The sequence below is a fragment of the Variovorax sp. MSC1_012 genome (genome assembly GCF_023667525.1).
Classification (GTDB): domain Bacteria; phylum Pseudomonadota; class Gammaproteobacteria; order Burkholderiales; family Burkholderiaceae_C; genus Variovorax; species Variovorax beijingensis_B.
On the sequence record NZ_JAMOZJ020000002.1, the window covers coordinates 454,375 to 470,195 of the forward strand.

Below are 15,821 nucleotides of genomic sequence, written 5' to 3' on the forward strand. Positions count from 1 at the left end.
CTGCCAACGTCCCGCGCCGCTCCCCAGCCTCTTCTCTACCTCGACATGCTCAACCGCGTTTCCTTGCGTCAGATGGAGTATTTTGTCGCCACCGCGACGCACGGCAGCATCGCCGCCGCGTCGGCGCAGATCCATATCTCCTCGCCTTCGATCTCCGCGGCCATTGCGCATCTCGAGTCCGAACTGAACGTGCAGTTGTTCGTCCGCCATCCCTCCAAGGGACTGGGACTGACCGCCATCGGCACCCTGGTGCTGCGGCAGTGTGAAGACGTGCTCGACCAGTCCTCCCGCCTGTATGAGATCGCCTCGGATTCGAGCGATGTCATGCAAGGCGTCTTGCGGGTAGGCAGCTTCCAGTCGCTCACCGCCATGATTGCACCCGAGGTCATCTTCGGATTTTCCCGGGCGTTCGAGACGGTGGAAGTGGAGATGGTCGAAGGCGACCAGGTGGTCTTGATGAACAAGATCCGTGCGCTCGAGATCGACCTGGCGATCACCTACGACCTGCACCTGGGCGACGACATCGAGTTCGAAACCCTGGCGACGCTGCCGCCTTATGTGCTGGTGAGCGAACTGCATCCGTTGGCGCAGGAGAAGGCCGTCACGTTCGAGGAGCTGGCACCCCAGCCCTACGTGCTGCTCGACCTGCCGATGAGCCGGGAGTACTTCACCTCGCTTTTCGCCAAGGCCGGCGTCACGCCGAACATCGTGGCGCGCTCACGGTCCGAGGAAGTAGTGCGCTCCATGGTGGCCAACGGCATCGGGTATGCGCTGTTCAACGTGCGGCCCAAATCAAACCAGGCGCTCGACGGCAAACGCATGGTGCGTGTGCGTCTGGCCGGCACCAATCGCCCGATGCAGCTTGGCCTGGCAACGTACAAGCCAATGAAGCAGTCGCGGCTGACCCGCGTCTTCATGGAGCGCTGCCGCGCCTACATCTCCGACCAGTACATCCCCGGCATGAGCGCGGCGAGATTCTTCGACCCCCACATCGCAGCGCCCTGAAGCGCCCAACGCATCGCCATGGATCAAGAAAGTGCCGCAAGCATGTCCAGCACCTCGCTGCTGGAGACCCTGATTGCCTTTCCCTCGGTTTCCCTGAAACCGAACATCGGGCTCATCCACAAGGTCCAGGAGATCCTGGCGGAAGCCGGCATCGAATCGACCCTTGCACCGGACCCGCAGGACGCCAGCAGGACCAACCTGTTCGCCACGGTGGGCCCGCAAGGCGTCCCGAGTGTCCTGCTCTCCGGACACACCGACGTGGTGCCCGTGGACGGTCAGCCCTGGACTTCGCCGCCCTTCGAGGCCACGCACAAGGATGGCCGCATCTACGGACGCGGTGCGGCCGACATGAAGGGCTTCGTCGCCTGCGCCGTCATCGCCATGGTGGCTGCGGCCCGCAGACCGCTGAAGCGCCCCCTGCAACTGGCCCTGTCCTTCGACGAGGAGATCGGCTGCGTCGGCGTGCGCCACCTGCTGCGCCGGCTCGAGAACGACCTCCCCGCGCCCTACCTTTGCATCGTCGGCGAGCCCACCCTGATGCGCATCGGCACGGGTCACAAGGGCAAGTCCGCCTATCGGGCCATCTGCTGCGGCCAGGCCGGCCATTCGGGCCTGGCGCCAAGGTTCATCAACGCCGTCCACATGGCGAGCGACCTCGTCGCGTCGATGCGCGAGGTGCAGCGCGAACTGTCGGAGACCGGCCCTCGCGAGGAGGGCTACGGCGTGCCCTACTCCACGGTCCATGTCGGCGTGATCCACGGCGGCCGGGCCCTGAACATCGTGCCCAGCGAATGCGAGCTCAGTTTCGAGATCCGCCATGTCTCGCAAGACCAGCCCGAGGAGATCCTGGCCCGCGTGCTGCAACGCCTGGCCGAACGCGTGGCGGCCGATGCGGTGCATCCCGAGGCCCCGTTGCCGGACATCCAGCTGACCAACAGCTATCCCAGCCTGAGCACGCCCGAGGATTCGCCGGCCGTCGGCCTGCTCGGTTCCCTGCTGCCCCCCGGCACCCGCTGCACAAAGGTCGATTTCGGATCCGAAGGCGGCTTGTTCAAGCAGAGCTGGCGCGAAACTCCGGTGCTGATCTGCGGCCCCGGCAGCATCGAGGTGGCGCACAAGGCCGATGAATACGTGGAACTGTCGCAGATCGAAGCCTGCGACCGGATGATGGCCGCCCTCGTCGACTTTCTCTGCCAGTAGGCCTCAGCGCATGCGCAGGATTTCGCGGTCGACGCCGCGGACATCCGTCTTGCCGCAGAAGGCCATGGAGAGATCGAGTTCGTTCTGGATGAGGTGCAAGGCCGTGGCAACGCCTTTCTCTCCCAGGGCTCCCAGGCCGTACATCATGGCGCGGCCGATGTAGGTGCCGCGCGCCCCGAGCGCGATCGCCTTCAGCACGTCCTGTCCCGAGCGAATGCCGCCATCCATGTGCACCTCCACCCGGTGTCCGACGGCCTCCACGATGCGTGGCAAGGTGGAGATCGACGACGAGGCGCCGTCGAGCTGCCGCCCGCCGTGGTTGGACACCACGATGGCGTCGGCCCCGCTTTCAGCCGCCAGCCGCGCATCCTCGGGATCCTGGATGCCCTTGACGATCAGCTTGCCGTTCCAGCGCTTCTTGATCCATTCGATGTCTTGCCACGACAGGCGCGGATCGAACTGTTCCCGGGTCCACTCCACCAGCGAGCCGATGTTGTCCACGCCCTTCGCGTGCCCGACGATGTTGCCGAAATGGCGATGCCGCGTGCCCAGCATGTTCCAGCACCAGCGCGGCTTGCTCGCCAGGTTCACGAGATTGCGCAGGGTCGGCCGAGGGGATGTAGACAGGCCGTTCTTCTTGTCCTTGTGACGCTGCCCGAATACCTGCAGGTCCATGGTGACCACGAGCGCGGAACAGTTGGCGTTGCCGGCCCTCTCGATCAGGCCTTCCACGAAGCTCCGGTCGCGCAGCACATAGAGCTGGAACCAGAACGGATGGCGGCCGGTCGCTTCGGCCACCGCCTCGATCGGGCAGATGCTCATGGTCGACAAGGTGAACGGTATGCCGAACTTCTGCGCCGCGCGCGCCGCCAGGATCTCGCCATCGGCATGCTGCATGCCGGCGAGACCCGTGGGCGCAATCGCCACCGGCATGCTGACCGCCTGTCCCACCATGGTGCTGGCGGTGCTGCGCTCGGTGATGTCCACCGCCACGCGCTGGCGAAACTCGATCTTGCCGAAATCCTCTTCGTTGGCACGGTAGGTGTATTCGGTCCACGAGCCGCCATCCACATAGTCGTAGAACATCCGGGGCACGCGTTTCCTCGCCAGGCGGCGCAGGTCTTCGATGCAGGTGATCTCGGCCATGCAGGCTCAGGTCTTGCCGTACGACATGTACGCATCCTGGACCGCGATATGGTCGGCGATGTATTTCGCGTCGTGCCACACGCCGTAGATGAAGGACGAGGCGCGGTTGACCAGGTTCGGGAGTCCCAGGAAGTAGATGCCGCTCTCCGCGGAAATGCCCCGCTTGTGAAACGGCGCACCCTTTTCATCGAAGGCATTGACCTTCAGCCAGCTGTAGTCGAAGGCGAATCCGGTGGCCCAGAGAATCGTCGTGATGCCGGCCTTGGCGAGATCCAGGCTCATGATCGGCTCCTTGAGGCAGTCCGGGTCCGGCAGCAGCTCCCAGGCTTCGGGCTCCGGCGCAAAGGGCAAGCCGTTCTGCTCGATGTAGGCATCCGCTTCGCGCAGCACGTCGAAGTACGCCTGGTCGCCTTCCGCGACATTCCTGGCCAGGCCTTCTTCGAACTCGATGACACCGTCCTTGTAGGCCTTGGTCAGGCCGACCAGCGTCACGCCCATGTGCGCAAGGCGACGGAAATCGACCGTCTTGCCGCCCTCGTAGCCGCTGACGGCGAACGCGACGTGCTGCTTCTTGGGCTTGGTCTTGACCTCGTCCCACAGGCCCAGGGCACCGAGCCACCAGCAGTAATCGCGGCCGCGGTAGGAACGCGGCGGGCGGTAGTGCTCGCCCACCGAGAGATAGACCGTCTTGCCCGCCTTGCGCAGTTCCTCGGCAATCTGCGAGCCGGAAGCGCCCGCACCCACGACCAGCACGGCGCCTTCCCGCAACTGGCCCGGGTTCTTGTACGCCGAGGAATGCAGCTGCTGGATGCTGTCGGTTTCGGGAACGATCTTCGGATAGGCCGGAATCTGGAAGGGACCGGTGGCCGCAACGACGTTGATCGCTTCGATGACTCCCTCCGAGGTCGTGACCTTGAAGCCCGGGCGACCCACGTTGCGTTCCACCTGCTTGACCTCGACACCGGTGCGCACGGGCGCCTTCAGCATGGCGGCGTAGTCCTCGAAATACTGCGCCATGCGCTCTTTCGGCGGAAATGCCTCCGGCGAAACGCCTTCGAACTTCAACCCTGGAAAACGGTCATGCCAGGCGGGGCCATTCGCGACCAGGGAATCCCAACGCTCCGAGCGCCAGCGTTCCGCGATCCGGTTGCGCTCCAGCACCACATGCGGCACGCCCACGAGCGAAAGATGCTCGCTCATGGCGATGCCGGCCTGACCAGCGCCGACCACCAAGGTATTGATTTTTTCCACTGACATTTGTGTTCCTAAAGAAGATCGCACTGATGCACGTCGCCAGGCAGCCTGGAGACACCAGCCATCGATGCAGGCGAGTCTGAAGAAGCACACCGCATTTGAAAATCACGTTTTTCGGATTCAGGGCTTAGGAAAAAGCAAAGCGCTGCCCGCAAGGCCCTCGCTGGGACCTGTGCCCCGCGGCCATCGAGACCTTTCGTTTTTCCGAGGGGCGGCATCAATTTCGGCAAAGGCCTGGACACGGACTCCTGGCTTATCGTTCGCGCATGAAAGTAGTCCACTCCGACCCTGCAGCGCAGCCCGGCCTTTCGCATCCGCAGGCCGACACAGCCGTCAGCCTGGAGGGCGTGGTCAAGAAGTACCACGACCAGACCGTGCTGCACGAGGTCTCGCTGAAGATCAAGCGTGGCGAGTTCCTTACCCTGCTGGGTCCGTCGGGCTGCGGCAAGACGACGCTGCTCAACCTGATCGCGGGCTTTGCCGAGGCCGACAGCGGCGAGATCTTCATCGAGGGCCAGCCGGTGACCAGCGATCCGCCGCACAAGCGGCAGATCGGCATCGTCTTCCAGAACTACGCGCTCTTTCCGCACATGACCGTGGAGCGCAACATCGGCTATGGCCTGCGGATGCGGGGCGTACCCAACGACGAGGTGGCCCGGCGCGTCAAGGAAGCGATGGCCATGGTCAAGCTCACCGGCCTGGGGCACCGCAAGCCGCGCGAACTCTCCGGCGGCCAGCAGCAGCGTGTGGCGCTGGCGCGCGCACTGATCATCCAGCCCAAGGTGCTGCTGCTCGACGAGCCCTTCTCGGCTCTGGACAAGAGTTTGCGCGGCTCGATGCAGGTCGAGATTCGCGAGATCCAGCGCCGCCTGGGCCTGACGACGGTCTTCGTCACCCACGACCAGGGCGAGGCGCTGGCGATGTCGGACCGCATCGCCGTGATGTCGGCCGGCGTCATCCGCCAGATCGCTTCGCCGGCCGACCTGTACCGCAGTCCGCAGGATCCGTTCGTGGCGTCCTTTCTTGGCGACGTGAACATCCTGCCGGCCCACTACCACGGCAAGACCGCCCACGAGATCCAGCTGCGCCTGGGCTCCGGCTATCTCAGTCTTCCGCAGGCTCGGCTGGTCGATGCATCGCACGAAGGCGAAAGGCTGGACGTCTACGTCCGGCCGGAACACATCCTGCTGGAGAGCCTGCATGCCGGTTCGGTCCTGAGCGGCACCGTGATCCACCACGTCTTCCAGGGTGACCACATCAACACCTACGTGGATGTGGATGTTCCGAGGACGGCCCGGCAGGTGATCACGGTGCGCAGTGCAGGCCTGGACGCCATGCAGCATTGGCCCGTCGGCTCGGTCGCCGGGCTGGCGCTTCTCGATGAGGGCATCAGCGTCTTCAGCTCCCGAAAGTAACAGCCCGGCAAACCCCATGACCGACGTCAGAACCTCCCTTCCAAGTTCAATGCAAGCCATCGTCGCCCGGGAGCCCGGCGATGCCAGCGTGCTGGTGCTGGCCGAGCGCCCCATGCCCGTCCCAGGCGCCGGCGAAGTCCTGCTGCGCGTGCTGGCCGCCGGCATCAACCGGCCCGACGTCATGCAGCGCCAGGGCATCGCCAGGCCCACGCCCGGCATCACCGACGTCCTCGGACTGGAGGTGTGCGGCGAGGTGGTTGCCTGCGGCCCGGGTGCCGACAGCGCGCTGGTGGGCCAGCGGCTCATGAGTCTGGTGCCCGGCGGGGGCTATGCGCCGTGGTGCACGGCATCGGTCGATCATTCCTTCGTCGTGCCGGCCCCTCTGTCCGACATCGAGGCCGCGGCCTTGCCCGAAGGACTCTTCACCGTCTGGCACAACCTGTTCGAACTCGGGCGTCTCGCGATGGGCGAGACGGTGTTGATCCACGGCGCCGCGGGCGGCATCGGCACCCTGGCGATCCAGATGGCCCATGCGGCCGGCTGCACGGTCATCGTGACCGACAACGATGAAGCCCGGTTCCCCGAACTGAAGGCCCTCGGCGCCGATCTGGCGATCTGCTGGCCCACCACCGACTTCGCCCAGGCCTGCCTGGACTACACCGCGGGGCGTGGCGTGGACGTGGTGCTCGACATCGTCGGCGGCGACTATGTGCGCCGCAATCTTCAAGCCATGGCTTTCGGCGGACGGCATGTCAGCCTGTCCTTCATGCAGGGCTCGGCGGTCAGCATCGAACTGCTGACGCTGATGCAGCGCCAGCTGAGCCTGCACTCCTCCACCATGCGTCCGCAAAGCCACGCCGAAAAGGCCCGCATGGCCAGGCGCCTGGCCCACCACGTCATGCCGCTGCTGAGGAGCCGGCGGATCGCGCCGCGCATCCACGCCACTTTTCCGGTCGGCGAGGCCGCGGCATCGCATGCCATGCTGGAAAGCGGCAAGGTGTTCGGCAAGCTGGTGCTGGTGCCCTGATGATGAAACTCCTCTTTGCTCCGACGTCGCCCTTCGTGCGAAAGGTCATGGTGTGTGCGCATCTGACCGGACAGGCCGAGAAAATCCAACTCCTGGACAGCGCCGCTCATCCGGTTCGACGCGACCCGCGCATCGCGGCTCACAACCCGCTCGCCAAGGTGCCGACCCTGATCCTGCAAGACGGCCAGGTCCTCTACGACAGCCGCGTGATCTGCGAGTACCTGGCCAGCCAGGCGGACGCAGGGGCGATATTTCCCGCGTCCGGCGCCGATCGATGGACGGCGCTCAGCCGCCAGGCGCTGGGCGATGGCCTGCTCGACGCCGCGCTGCTGGCGCGCTACGAGCTGACGGCGCGTCCCCCCGAATTCCAGTGGCCCACCTGGCGCGAGACCCTGTTGACCAAGGTCACGGCCTGCCTCGCCTCGATCGAAACCATCGCATCCGAGCTGGCCCACGACAAGCCCACCATCGGCGAGATCACCGTCGGCTGCGCATTGGGGTATCTGGACTTCCGATTTCCCGAACTGAACTGGCGCGCGAAATGCGGCATCGCCGCCCGTTGGAACGAAGCTTTCCAGAGCCTGCCCGCCATGCAGGCCACCCAACCCTACGAAGCTTGAGAAAACGATGACCGAAACCTCGAATCCTCCCATCTCCGTCTGGTTCCTGAACGGCCCCAACGCCAACCTCTACGGCCTGGATTCCGCCAAGAACTACGGCACCGACAGTTTCCCCGTCCTGCAGTCGCGCTGCGAGCAAAAGGCCGCCTCGCTGGAGGTCCGCCTGCGCTTTCTGCAGTCGAACCATGAAGGACAGCTGATCGACTGGATCCAGGAAGCCCGCGGCGTCGCGGACGGCATCGTCATCAATGCGGCCGGTTTGACCTACACGTCCATCTCCATCCTGGATGCCCTGCTGTCTTTTCCCGGGAAGATCATCGAAGCCCATATGAGCAATATCTGGAAGCGCGAGCCCTTCCGCCATCACTCCTACATATCCAAGGCGGCGGATGGTGTCATTGCAGGACTCGGCGGAGACGGCTATGAACTCGCCATCGAGGCCGTCGCGCGCCTGGTGCGAAAGAACAAACAGGTTTCCTGAAGATGACGTTTCCTGAAGCAGCGGCTGTCGGCACCCTGGCCTTCTATAGCGACTTCGACGATTTCCAGACCTGGAAGAAGGCGCTTCAGACCCAGCTTCCGGCACTCCAGGTGATTCACGCAAGCCAGACCGAGCGGCCGGAAGAGATCGACTACGCCATGGTCTGGAAACCCCCGCAGGGCATTTTCGAACGCATGACGAATCTGCGGCTGATCATCAACCTGGGCGCCGGAGTCGACTCGCTGGTGGGGCGAGGCGACCTCCCAGGGAACGTTCCCATCACCCGGATTACCGATCCGCAGATGTCGCGGATGATGGCCGGGTATGTCCTGTTCGCGGTGCTCCGGCACGCCCGGGATATTCCGGTCTTCGAGCAGGCCCAGCGCTCAGGCCAGTGGGCCTATCGCCACCCGCGTTCGCCGGAGGAAATAACCGTTGCGGTGCTGGGACTGGGGCATCTGGGAGCCAAGGCAGCGCATGAAATTCAGCGCCAGGGGTTCAGGACGCTGGGTTGGTCGCGCAGCCTTGCGCAGATCGATGGCGTGGAGTGTTCGGCCGGCATGGAGACGCTCGATTCCGTGATTGGCCAAGCGGACATCGTCGTCCTGATGCTGCCACTCACGCCGCAGACAAAGCAGCTCTTCGATCGCGCCCGCCTCGAAAAATTGCGGCCCGGCGCTGCATTCGTCAACGTCGCAAGGGGCGCCCTGGTGGATCAGGCCGCGTTGACGAAACTCCTCCAAAGTGGCCACATCGGCGCGGCAACGCTGGATGTCTTCGAGCGCGAACCCCTGCCGGCCAGCGATGCGCTGTGGAGCATGCCCAACGTGCTCATCACCCCGCACCTCGCATCGGTGGCCATTCCATCATCCTCGGCCAGGCAGATCGCAGCCAACATCCTGCGCGTCTCAGCCGGCGAACTGCCAGACAACATCGTCGAGCCATCCCGCGGATATTGACGGGCGTCCTTCAGGCGTGGCCGGTGGGAGGCACGGGCATGCCCCGGCGCAGGGTCGGCAGGCCGACGCCCGCGGCATCGAAGCCGCCATCGACGGCCAGCACCTGGCCGTTGATGAAGCTCGCCTCGTCGCTGCACAGAAAGCCCACGGCGTTGGCCATTTCCTCCGGCGTGCCGTAGCGGCCCAGCGGAATGGTGTCGTGGTAGTCGGAGCGGATCGCCACGCTGTGCACGAGCTTGGCCATCTCGGTTTCCACCGGCCCCGGCGCGATCACGTTCACGCGCACGCCGGCGTTGCCCAGCTCCACCGCATGCTGCTTGGTCAGGTGGATGAGCGCCGCCTTGCTGGTGCCGTAGGCCACCCGCAGCGTGCTCGCGCGCAGGCCGGAGATGGAGGCGATGTTCACCACCGCGCCGCTCCCGCGTTCGACCATCAGCGCGCCGAAGGCCTGTGTGCACAGGAACGCGCCGTCCAGGTTGGTGCCGAGCACCGTGCGCCAATCCTCGAACGAGGTCTGGAGCACCGGCTTGAACACCGCCACGCCGGCGTTGTTGACCAGCGCATCGACGCGGCCGAAACGCTCCACCACGGCCTTTGCGGCGCTCTCGACCTGCGACGGCTTCGACACGTCGCAGTGCAGGCCGAGCAGCTCTGCAGGCTGCGCGAGTTCGGCCACCGCCTGGTCGAGCGTGGCGCCGTCGATGTCGAGCAGCGCGACGCTGTAGCCGTGCGCCAGGAACCAGCGGCCGATGGCCAGGCCGATGCCGCGCGCGCCTCCGGTGACGACGGCGACGCGGGGTGAGGAAGATGAAGTGGAGAGACCTGTCATTGGAACTCCTGCAGTGGAAGAAACCCGTGCGACAGCGCCGACGGGGGAGAAAGCCTGGAAGTACAGCACAAGCGCCGGAATTCATGACCACTTGTTATTGCGAATGCAATATCATTAATAATTCCAACGACTCCACCTGCCCCCGTGCCCGCCGCTCGGCCCCGGGCTCCTCCCATCCATGAACGCGCTCGCAAATTTCACACGTCGGCTCCCCTCGTCCTTTACGCTGATTGCCGGCGTCGCCTGCGCAGGGGCTGCGGCCGCGCAGCCTTCGGTCCAGACGCTCGGCGAAGTCAGCGTGACCGCGAACGACGAGGTTGCCGAGCGCCAGCGCAAGCGCACGGCGGTCACCAGCGACAGCACCGGCCTGCCCTCGGGCCTGAGCGTGATCACGGCCGAGGAGATCGGCACGCTCAACGTGGGGCGCGACATCTCCAACGTCTTTCGGCGCGTGCCCGGTGTGGTGGCCAACAACATCGACCAGGGCGACACCGGCAACGGCTTTCGCATGCGGGGTTTCGCCACCCAGGGCACGCATGGCGCGGATACGGCGGTATACGTGGACGGCGTGCCGCAAAACATGCCTTCGAGCCAGGCGGGCGCAGGACACGGGCCGGCGTACCTGGAATGGATCACCCCGGACATGATCGGGCGCATCGACGTCATCAAGGGGCCGATCTCCGCGCTCTACGGCGACCAGAACCGCGCCGGCGCGGTCAACCTCGCGACGCAAAGCGGCCCGATCCCTTCCAGCGTGGGGCTTTCGCTCGAAAGCCATGGCGGCCGCCGCGCCTCGCTGGTGCTGTCGAACGCATTCAACGAAGTGCAGTCGCTGCTCATCGCCGACAGCTATCGCACCGACAGCTACCGGCGCGACGGCAAGACCGCGCGCGACAACCTCTTCTGGAAACTCTCGACGCGCGCGGGAGACGGCCTCTACAGCCTGCGCATCAATCACTACAAGTCCGACGCCGTCGCGGCGGGCTATCTACTGCTGCCGGATCTGCAGCGTGGCGCCGTCGATCCACGCTCGACCCAGTTCAACCTGCCGGGTTTCGGCAGCGGCGAGCGCACCGCCCTGGTTTTCAACCGAAGCCCCGCGGTGGGAGAGGAAGGCTGGTCCGCCACCGCGTATGCCGAGCGCTTCGAGCGCGTGCGCGGCATCGCGAGCAGCAGCGTCCAGCACACGGTGGGTTCGGACGACCGCCACTTCTACGGTGGCCGGCTGGCGCACAACCTGGTCTTCGGCGACAGGGCATCGCTCATCTTCGGCGGCGAATTGCGCCGCGATGCCGGCGATGCCAGCCGGCGGATCTGGCGCTCGTGGCTGCCGACCGCCAACTACGTGAACAACCAGCAGCTCGATCTTCTGACCTACGGCCTCTTTGCCCAGGGCCAGTACAAGCTGGCATCCAATTTCAAGCTGCTGGGCGGCGTGCGGCGCGACTGGTTCGACTACGACATCCAGAACCGCAAGCTGCCGGGCGCCTCCACGGTCTACAAGGACGCGGTGACGACGCCGAAGATCGGCGCGGTCTGGGGCATCACGCCGGCACTCGAGGTGTTCGCGAACGTGGCCGAGGGCTTCCGCTCGCCGGCCGCCGAGCAGATCAGCAGCAGCGGCGCGACCGGTCCGCTAGGCGCCGCGGGAGGCACGGTGTACGGCGTTGCGCCATCCAAGGTGAAATCCCGCGACATCGGCTTCGCGCTCACCGCCGCACCGGGCTGGACGGCCTCGGGGGTGGCCTATCACACGCTCAACCAGGACGAGATCGTCGCGCAGCCGGACGGTTCGTACAAGTCGGTGGGCGACACGACGCGCAAGGGCTACGAACTCGAGACGCGGCTGCGGCTCGGCCCGAGCTGGTCGGTCTACGGCAGCTACGGCCGCATTGTCGAAGCGCGCGTGAACAACCCGCTGCCCAACACGGGCGCACGCCTTTCGGTGCCCGAGCACCAGTTCAAGCTCGGCGCCGAATACCGGCAGCGCCTCGGGGCCGGGCGCCTCACGCTCAACGTCGACGCCTATCTGACGGCCAACAATCCCTACTACCTGGGCACGCCGCAGACACAGCTGCGCATGATGCCCACCTACACGCGCTACGACCTCAAGGCCACCTACGACCGCGAGAACATCCAGTTTTCCGTCTTCGCGATCTTCCAGCCCCATCGCTTCGCCTTCGACATTGCCTACGGCTCCTCGGCCGGCTTGCTGATCTCGCCCCAGCCGCGCACCCAGGTGGGCGCGTCGGTGCGCTATTTCTTCTGACGCGCGCTCCATGGCACAGGAAGAAGAAGAGATCCTTTCGCTGCGCGCGCTCACGGTCGAACGCGGGGGCCGCCGCACCATCGACAGCCTCGACCTCGGGGTTCGCGCCGGCTGCGTCTACGCGCTGCTCGGCGGCAACGGCGCGGGCAAGACCACCACGCTGAATGTCTTCCTGGGCTTCGTGCAGCCGGCCTCCGGCGACGTGCGGGTGGCCGGCTTCTCGCCGGTGCGCGAGGCCCCCCAGGTGCGCCGGAGACTGGCCTACCTGCCCGAGAACGTGGCGCTCTATCCGTACCTGAGCGGCGTGGAGAACCTCCAGTATTTCTGCACGCTCGCAGGCATCGCGCTCTCGCGCGCCGCGGCGCGGGGGCTGCTGGAGCGGGCGGGGCTGCAGGCACCGGCACACGACGCCAGGGTGTCGACATATTCGAAGGGCATGCGCCAGAAAGTGGGGCTGGCCATCGCCGACGCCAAAGAGGCGCAGGCCATGCTGCTGGACGAGCCGACCTCGGGGCTGGACCCCGGCGCCGCCAACGATTTCGCGCAGCGCATCCGCGCCGCCGCCAGCAACGGCATGGCGGTGCTGATGGCCACGCACGACCTGTTCAATGCGAGGCAGGTGGCCGACCGCATCGGCATCCTGAAGGAGGGCCGGCTGGTCGCCGAGTTCGACGCGCACACGGTCAACCACGGCGAGCTGGAACACGCCTACCTCGCCCACACGCGCGGCGGCGATCCGGAGGCGCGTTCGTGAGGCTGTTCGCGGTCTTGCGCAAGGAACTGCGGGCGCTGCTTCGCGATGGACGCTTTGCGGTGCTGGCGCTGGCCATGGGCCTCTTGCTCGCCGGCCTGCTGGTCACGTCGGCGCAGCAGCATCGGCGGCTTGCCGCGGAGAAGGCGCAGGTAGCCGCGGCCGTGCGCGCGCAGTGGGACGCGCAGGGCGACAAGCATCCCCACCGCGGCGCGCACTTCGGGCTCTATGCCCTGCGCCCGGACTCGCCCCTCGCCGCCATCGACCCCGGGCTCGATCCCTACCTCGGGCAGGCGCTCTGGCTCGAGCCGCATCGCCGCAACATGACGCGCTTCCGTCCCGCGGCCGACGAAGCACCCTCGGTCCGCTTCGGCCAGCTGACACCGGCCTTTGCGCTGGTGGCGCTGCTGCCGCTGCTCATCATCGCGCTGGCCTTCAATGCCGTCAGCGCCGAGCGCGAGAGCGGCACGCTGCGCATGCTGCACAGCGCCGGCCTTCCGGGCAGCCGCCTGCTGGCAGGCAAGTTCGCCGCATTGATGTCGGTCGTCGCGCTGTTGCTGCCGGCCTGCGTCGGCGGTGGCCTCGCGCTGGCGGCGGCCGGGGGCCTTCCGCAGGTCGATGCGATCGCGCGCGGCGTGCTCGCGGCGGGGTCGTTTCTTCTCTACTACGGCATCTTTGCCGCGCTGGCGCTCGCGGTGTCGGCATGGCTTCCCACCAGCCGGCTCAGCCTCTTCGTGCTGCTGGGCCTGTGGATCGCCTTCGTCTTCGTCGTGCCGCGCCTGGGTGCCGCGGCGGCCGAGCGTGCCGTGCCGCTGCCGACGGCCGAGCGCTTCTGGAGCGACATCCAGCGCGACTACACGCAGGGCCTTCCGGGCGACCCCGACCTCGCCGCGCGCGGCAAGGCATTCGAGGCCGAACTGTTGCAGCGCCACGATGCCAAGCGGCTGGAGGACCTGCCCTTCGGTGTCGCGGCGGTGCGGCGCATGGCGCGCGATGCCTATGCGGACCGGGTGCATGCGCTTCACTTCGACGACCTGTGGCGGCGCCACATGCTGCAGGCGCAGTGGCTGCGCGCCGCCGCCGCATTCAGCCCGGCCATGGCGATGCGCGCCATCTCGATGAAGATGGCAGGCACCGACCTCATGCACCAGCGCCATTTCGAAGATGCCGCCGAAGCGTATCGGCGCCACGTCAACGCGAAGATCGACCAGTGGGACGCGGACCACACGCGCGGCCTGACCTCCTTCGACGACCGCTACGCGGACAACGACCTGTGGCGTTCCGTCGATGCGTTCCGCTATGTCCCGCCAGGCATCGGCTTCGCGCTGAAAGCCGCCCTGCCCGATTTCGCCCTGCTGCTGGCCTGGGCGCTGGGCGCCGGATGGCTTCTGGCCGCCAGCGTGCGAAAGCTCCAGCCATGACCGCCATGCCGATGCGCCTGGCGCGCGCCGAATGGCATCGTTTCCTGAAGCAGCGCCTGAACCTCTGGGTGCTTGCGGTGTTTGCGCTGCTGCTCGGTGCGAGCGCGGCATGGTCCGGCCTTGCCGCGCGGGACTACCGTGCGGCGGCCACGGCACAGCAGGAGAACTGGGAGCAGCTTCGCATCAAGGCCCGGGCCATGGCGGCCCAGCCAGCAGACGGCACCAGGGCCATGATGGCGGCCTTCCAGTTCGCGCGCGGCGATGCACCGCCGGCCCGGTTGCCGGCGCTCGGCGGCCTGGCGCTCGGCACCGGAACCTTCGAGCTGCTGAGTCCGGATGCGCGGGTGACCGTCGAAAGCCGCCATACCGATGCCCGCAAGGCGGAACGGCTCGGCAACCCGCTGCTGGAAGACCTTGGCCTGCCCGACTTCTCCACCGTGCTCGCGTTGCTGCTGCCCCTGGCGATCCTGGGCCTGAGCTGCGGGCTGGTGCAGGAGGAGCGCGAGCAGGGGCGATGGCCATGGGTGGTGACCCAGTGCGCCCGGCCCACACAGGTCTTTGCCATGGCGCTGGGCCTGCGCGGCATCGCGGCCTGGGGCATTGCCGCGGCAGCTTCGTTGCTCGCCTTCGCGCTCGATCCGGGTGCTACCGCCGGGGCCCTGTTCTGCTGGCTGGCCGCCGTGACCGCGTTCTGTGCTTTCTGGCTGGCCCTGGCCGGCCTGTTCTGCCTGCTGCCGGTGTCCTCGGGTTCCGCGGCCCTCGGCCTGCTTGCGTGCTGGCTGCTGTCGACCTTTGCCATCCCGGCCGCGCTGGCTGCATGGGCCGATCGGCAGGCGCCAATGCCGTCGCGGCTGGCCGCCATCGCGGAGATTCGCGATGCGCAGCAGGATGCCGAGGTTCACATGGACGAGCATCTGGCGGATTGGTATGCCGCCCATCCCGCAGCCGCGCCGTCCGCAGCCCGCAGCCACACGTGGCCGGTCTCGTTCCTGCCGCGCTACCTCGCGCAGGACCGCCGGATCCGGCCCCTGATGGAAGGCTTCGACGACGCGCGCGCCCGCCGCTTCGCCTGGCTGGAACGCAGGAACTGGCTGTCCCCGAGCCTGGCACTGGCCATGGCCGCGGACCGGCTGGCCGGCATCGACGCGCCGCGCTACCTGCGCCACGTGCAGCGCGTGAACGCCTACGAAGACGCGTGGCGTGACTTCTTCGTCCCGCGCATCATGAACTATCAGGGGCTCGCGGCCGAGGATTTCGACAGGCTGCCTCGCTTCGAGACGCCATCGGACGCAAGCACATCGGAGGTGCTGCGCCAAGTCCTGCTGCTGGGATTGGTGGCGCTGGCGCTGTCGGGCTGCATCGCGCTCGCACGCAGATCGTTGGAGAAACCATAGCCGCGCGAGGCCGGCGAGCCGCTCGGCCGGCTAACCCAAAGGGCCTCGTC

Annotated in this window: 14 protein-coding genes; 11 read left to right on the forward strand and 3 right to left on the reverse strand. The window is 66.7% G+C overall.

The genetic code is table 11. The features are described from left to right. The first annotated feature begins 45 nt into the window (after positions 1-45). Both L1081_RS27495 and argE read left to right on the forward strand, forming a co-directional pair. Positions 46-1,005 carry a LysR substrate-binding domain-containing protein gene (locus L1081_RS27495; RefSeq protein WP_215245501.1) on the forward strand — a complete coding sequence of 320 codons (960 nt, stop codon included), beginning with the start codon at positions 46-48 and terminating at the stop codon, positions 1,003-1,005. A gap of 42 nt (positions 1,006-1,047) precedes the next feature. Then, a complete protein-coding gene (argE, locus tag L1081_RS27500; RefSeq protein WP_489417792.1) occupies positions 1,048-2,205 on the forward strand; it encodes an acetylornithine deacetylase in 1,158 nt (385 codons plus the stop codon). A gap of 3 nt (positions 2,206-2,208) precedes the next feature. Here the strand turns inward: argE and L1081_RS27505 are convergent, their stop codons facing one another. Both L1081_RS27505 and L1081_RS27510 read right to left on the reverse strand, forming a co-directional pair. Continuing rightward, a complete protein-coding gene (locus L1081_RS27505) occupies positions 2,209-3,351 on the reverse strand; it encodes an L-lactate dehydrogenase (protein WP_489417793.1) in 1,143 nt (380 codons plus the stop codon). A 6-nt stretch (positions 3,352-3,357) separates the two neighbouring features. Next, entirely contained in the window at positions 3,358-4,608 is a 1,251-nt protein-coding gene (locus tag L1081_RS27510; protein ID WP_489417794.1) for an NAD(P)-binding domain-containing protein, read from the reverse strand. Between the two features lie 263 nt (positions 4,609-4,871). Here L1081_RS27510 and L1081_RS27515 point away from each other — a divergent pair, with 263 nt between their 5' ends. The 5 genes from L1081_RS27515 to L1081_RS27535 are packed head-to-tail and all read left to right on the forward strand — an operon-like array spanning position 4,872 to position 9,107. Further along, on the forward strand, positions 4,872-6,020 hold the full coding sequence (locus tag L1081_RS27515; protein WP_489417795.1) for a polyamine ABC transporter ATP-binding protein: 1,149 nt from the start codon (positions 4,872-4,874) through the stop codon (positions 6,018-6,020). Between the two features lie 49 nt (positions 6,021-6,069). Then, entirely contained in the window at positions 6,070-7,047 is a 978-nt protein-coding gene (locus L1081_RS27520; RefSeq protein WP_489417796.1) for a putative NAD(P)H-quinone oxidoreductase, PIG3 family, read from the forward strand. Further along, on the forward strand, positions 7,047-7,667 hold the full coding sequence (locus L1081_RS27525; RefSeq protein WP_489417797.1) for a glutathione S-transferase N-terminal domain-containing protein: 621 nt from the start codon (positions 7,047-7,049) through the stop codon (positions 7,665-7,667). Before L1081_RS27520 ends, L1081_RS27525 begins: the two co-directional genes overlap by 1 nt. Positions 7,668-7,674: 7 nt before the next feature. Beyond that, on the forward strand, positions 7,675-8,148 hold the full coding sequence (locus L1081_RS27530; RefSeq protein WP_489417798.1) for a type II 3-dehydroquinate dehydratase: 474 nt from the start codon (positions 7,675-7,677) through the stop codon (positions 8,146-8,148). 2 nt (positions 8,149-8,150) lie between these two features. Next, positions 8,151-9,107, forward strand: coding sequence for an NAD(P)-dependent oxidoreductase (locus L1081_RS27535; RefSeq protein ID WP_489417799.1), 957 nt, complete (start codon positions 8,151-8,153; stop codon positions 9,105-9,107). Between the two features lie 10 nt (positions 9,108-9,117). On the opposite strand, the gene L1081_RS27540 is transcribed toward L1081_RS27535, so the two are convergent. Then, a complete protein-coding gene (locus L1081_RS27540) occupies positions 9,118-9,936 on the reverse strand; it encodes a glucose 1-dehydrogenase (protein WP_489417800.1) in 819 nt (272 codons plus the stop codon). A gap of 178 nt (positions 9,937-10,114) precedes the next feature. Between L1081_RS27540 and L1081_RS27545 the strand changes: the two genes are divergently transcribed. From L1081_RS27545 to L1081_RS27560, 4 genes are read left to right on the forward strand one after another with little or no spacing between them, the layout of a single operon-like run. Beyond that, entirely contained in the window at positions 10,115-12,205 is a 2,091-nt protein-coding gene (locus tag L1081_RS27545; RefSeq protein ID WP_489417801.1) for a TonB-dependent receptor domain-containing protein, read from the forward strand. 10 nt (positions 12,206-12,215) lie between these two features. Next, positions 12,216-12,959 (forward strand): ATP-binding cassette domain-containing protein, encoded by a 744-nt coding sequence (locus tag L1081_RS27550; protein WP_489417802.1) that lies wholly within the window; start codon positions 12,216-12,218, stop codon positions 12,957-12,959. Then, positions 12,956-14,377 carry a DUF3526 domain-containing protein gene (locus L1081_RS27555; protein ID WP_489417803.1) on the forward strand — a complete coding sequence of 474 codons (1,422 nt, stop codon included), beginning with the start codon at positions 12,956-12,958 and terminating at the stop codon, positions 14,375-14,377. The genes L1081_RS27550 and L1081_RS27555 overlap by 4 nt, the downstream gene beginning before the upstream one ends. Next, the gene (locus L1081_RS27560; RefSeq protein WP_489417804.1) at positions 14,374-15,771 is read left to right on the forward strand and encodes a DUF3526 domain-containing protein; all 1,398 of its coding nucleotides are present in this window, start codon (positions 14,374-14,376) and stop codon (positions 15,769-15,771) included. Before L1081_RS27555 ends, L1081_RS27560 begins: the two co-directional genes overlap by 4 nt. The last annotated feature ends 50 nt before the right edge of the window (positions 15,772-15,821 follow it).

Excerpts from the sequence above, each read along its gene's own strand:
- L1081_RS27560 (WP_489417804.1), top strand. The coding sequence starts at position 14,374 with ATGACCGCCATGCCGATGCGCCTGGCGCGCGCCGAATGGCATCGTTTC.
- L1081_RS27520 (WP_489417796.1), top strand. The coding sequence starts at position 6,070 with ATGCAAGCCATCGTCGCCCGGGAGCCCGGCGATGCCAGCGTGCTGGTG.
- L1081_RS27515 (WP_489417795.1), top strand. The coding sequence starts at position 4,872 with ATGAAAGTAGTCCACTCCGACCCTGCAGCGCAGCCCGGCCTTTCGCAT.
- L1081_RS27535 (WP_489417799.1), top strand. The coding sequence starts at position 8,151 with ATGACGTTTCCTGAAGCAGCGGCTGTCGGCACCCTGGCCTTCTATAGC.
- L1081_RS27495 (WP_215245501.1), top strand. The coding sequence starts at position 46 with ATGCTCAACCGCGTTTCCTTGCGTCAGATGGAGTATTTTGTCGCCACC.
- argE (WP_489417792.1), top strand. The coding sequence starts at position 1,048 with ATGTCCAGCACCTCGCTGCTGGAGACCCTGATTGCCTTTCCCTCGGTT.
- L1081_RS27545 (WP_489417801.1), top strand. The coding sequence starts at position 10,115 with ATGAACGCGCTCGCAAATTTCACACGTCGGCTCCCCTCGTCCTTTACG.
- L1081_RS27540 (WP_489417800.1), bottom strand. The coding sequence starts at position 9,936 with ATGACAGGTCTCTCCACTTCATCTTCCTCACCCCGCGTCGCCGTCGTC.
- L1081_RS27550 (WP_489417802.1), top strand. The coding sequence starts at position 12,216 with ATGGCACAGGAAGAAGAAGAGATCCTTTCGCTGCGCGCGCTCACGGTC.
- L1081_RS27505 (WP_489417793.1), bottom strand. The coding sequence starts at position 3,351 with ATGGCCGAGATCACCTGCATCGAAGACCTGCGCCGCCTGGCGAGGAAA.
- L1081_RS27525 (WP_489417797.1), top strand. The coding sequence starts at position 7,047 with ATGATGAAACTCCTCTTTGCTCCGACGTCGCCCTTCGTGCGAAAGGTC.
- L1081_RS27510 (WP_489417794.1), bottom strand. The coding sequence starts at position 4,608 with ATGTCAGTGGAAAAAATCAATACCTTGGTGGTCGGCGCTGGTCAGGCC.
- L1081_RS27530 (WP_489417798.1), top strand. The coding sequence starts at position 7,675 with ATGACCGAAACCTCGAATCCTCCCATCTCCGTCTGGTTCCTGAACGGC.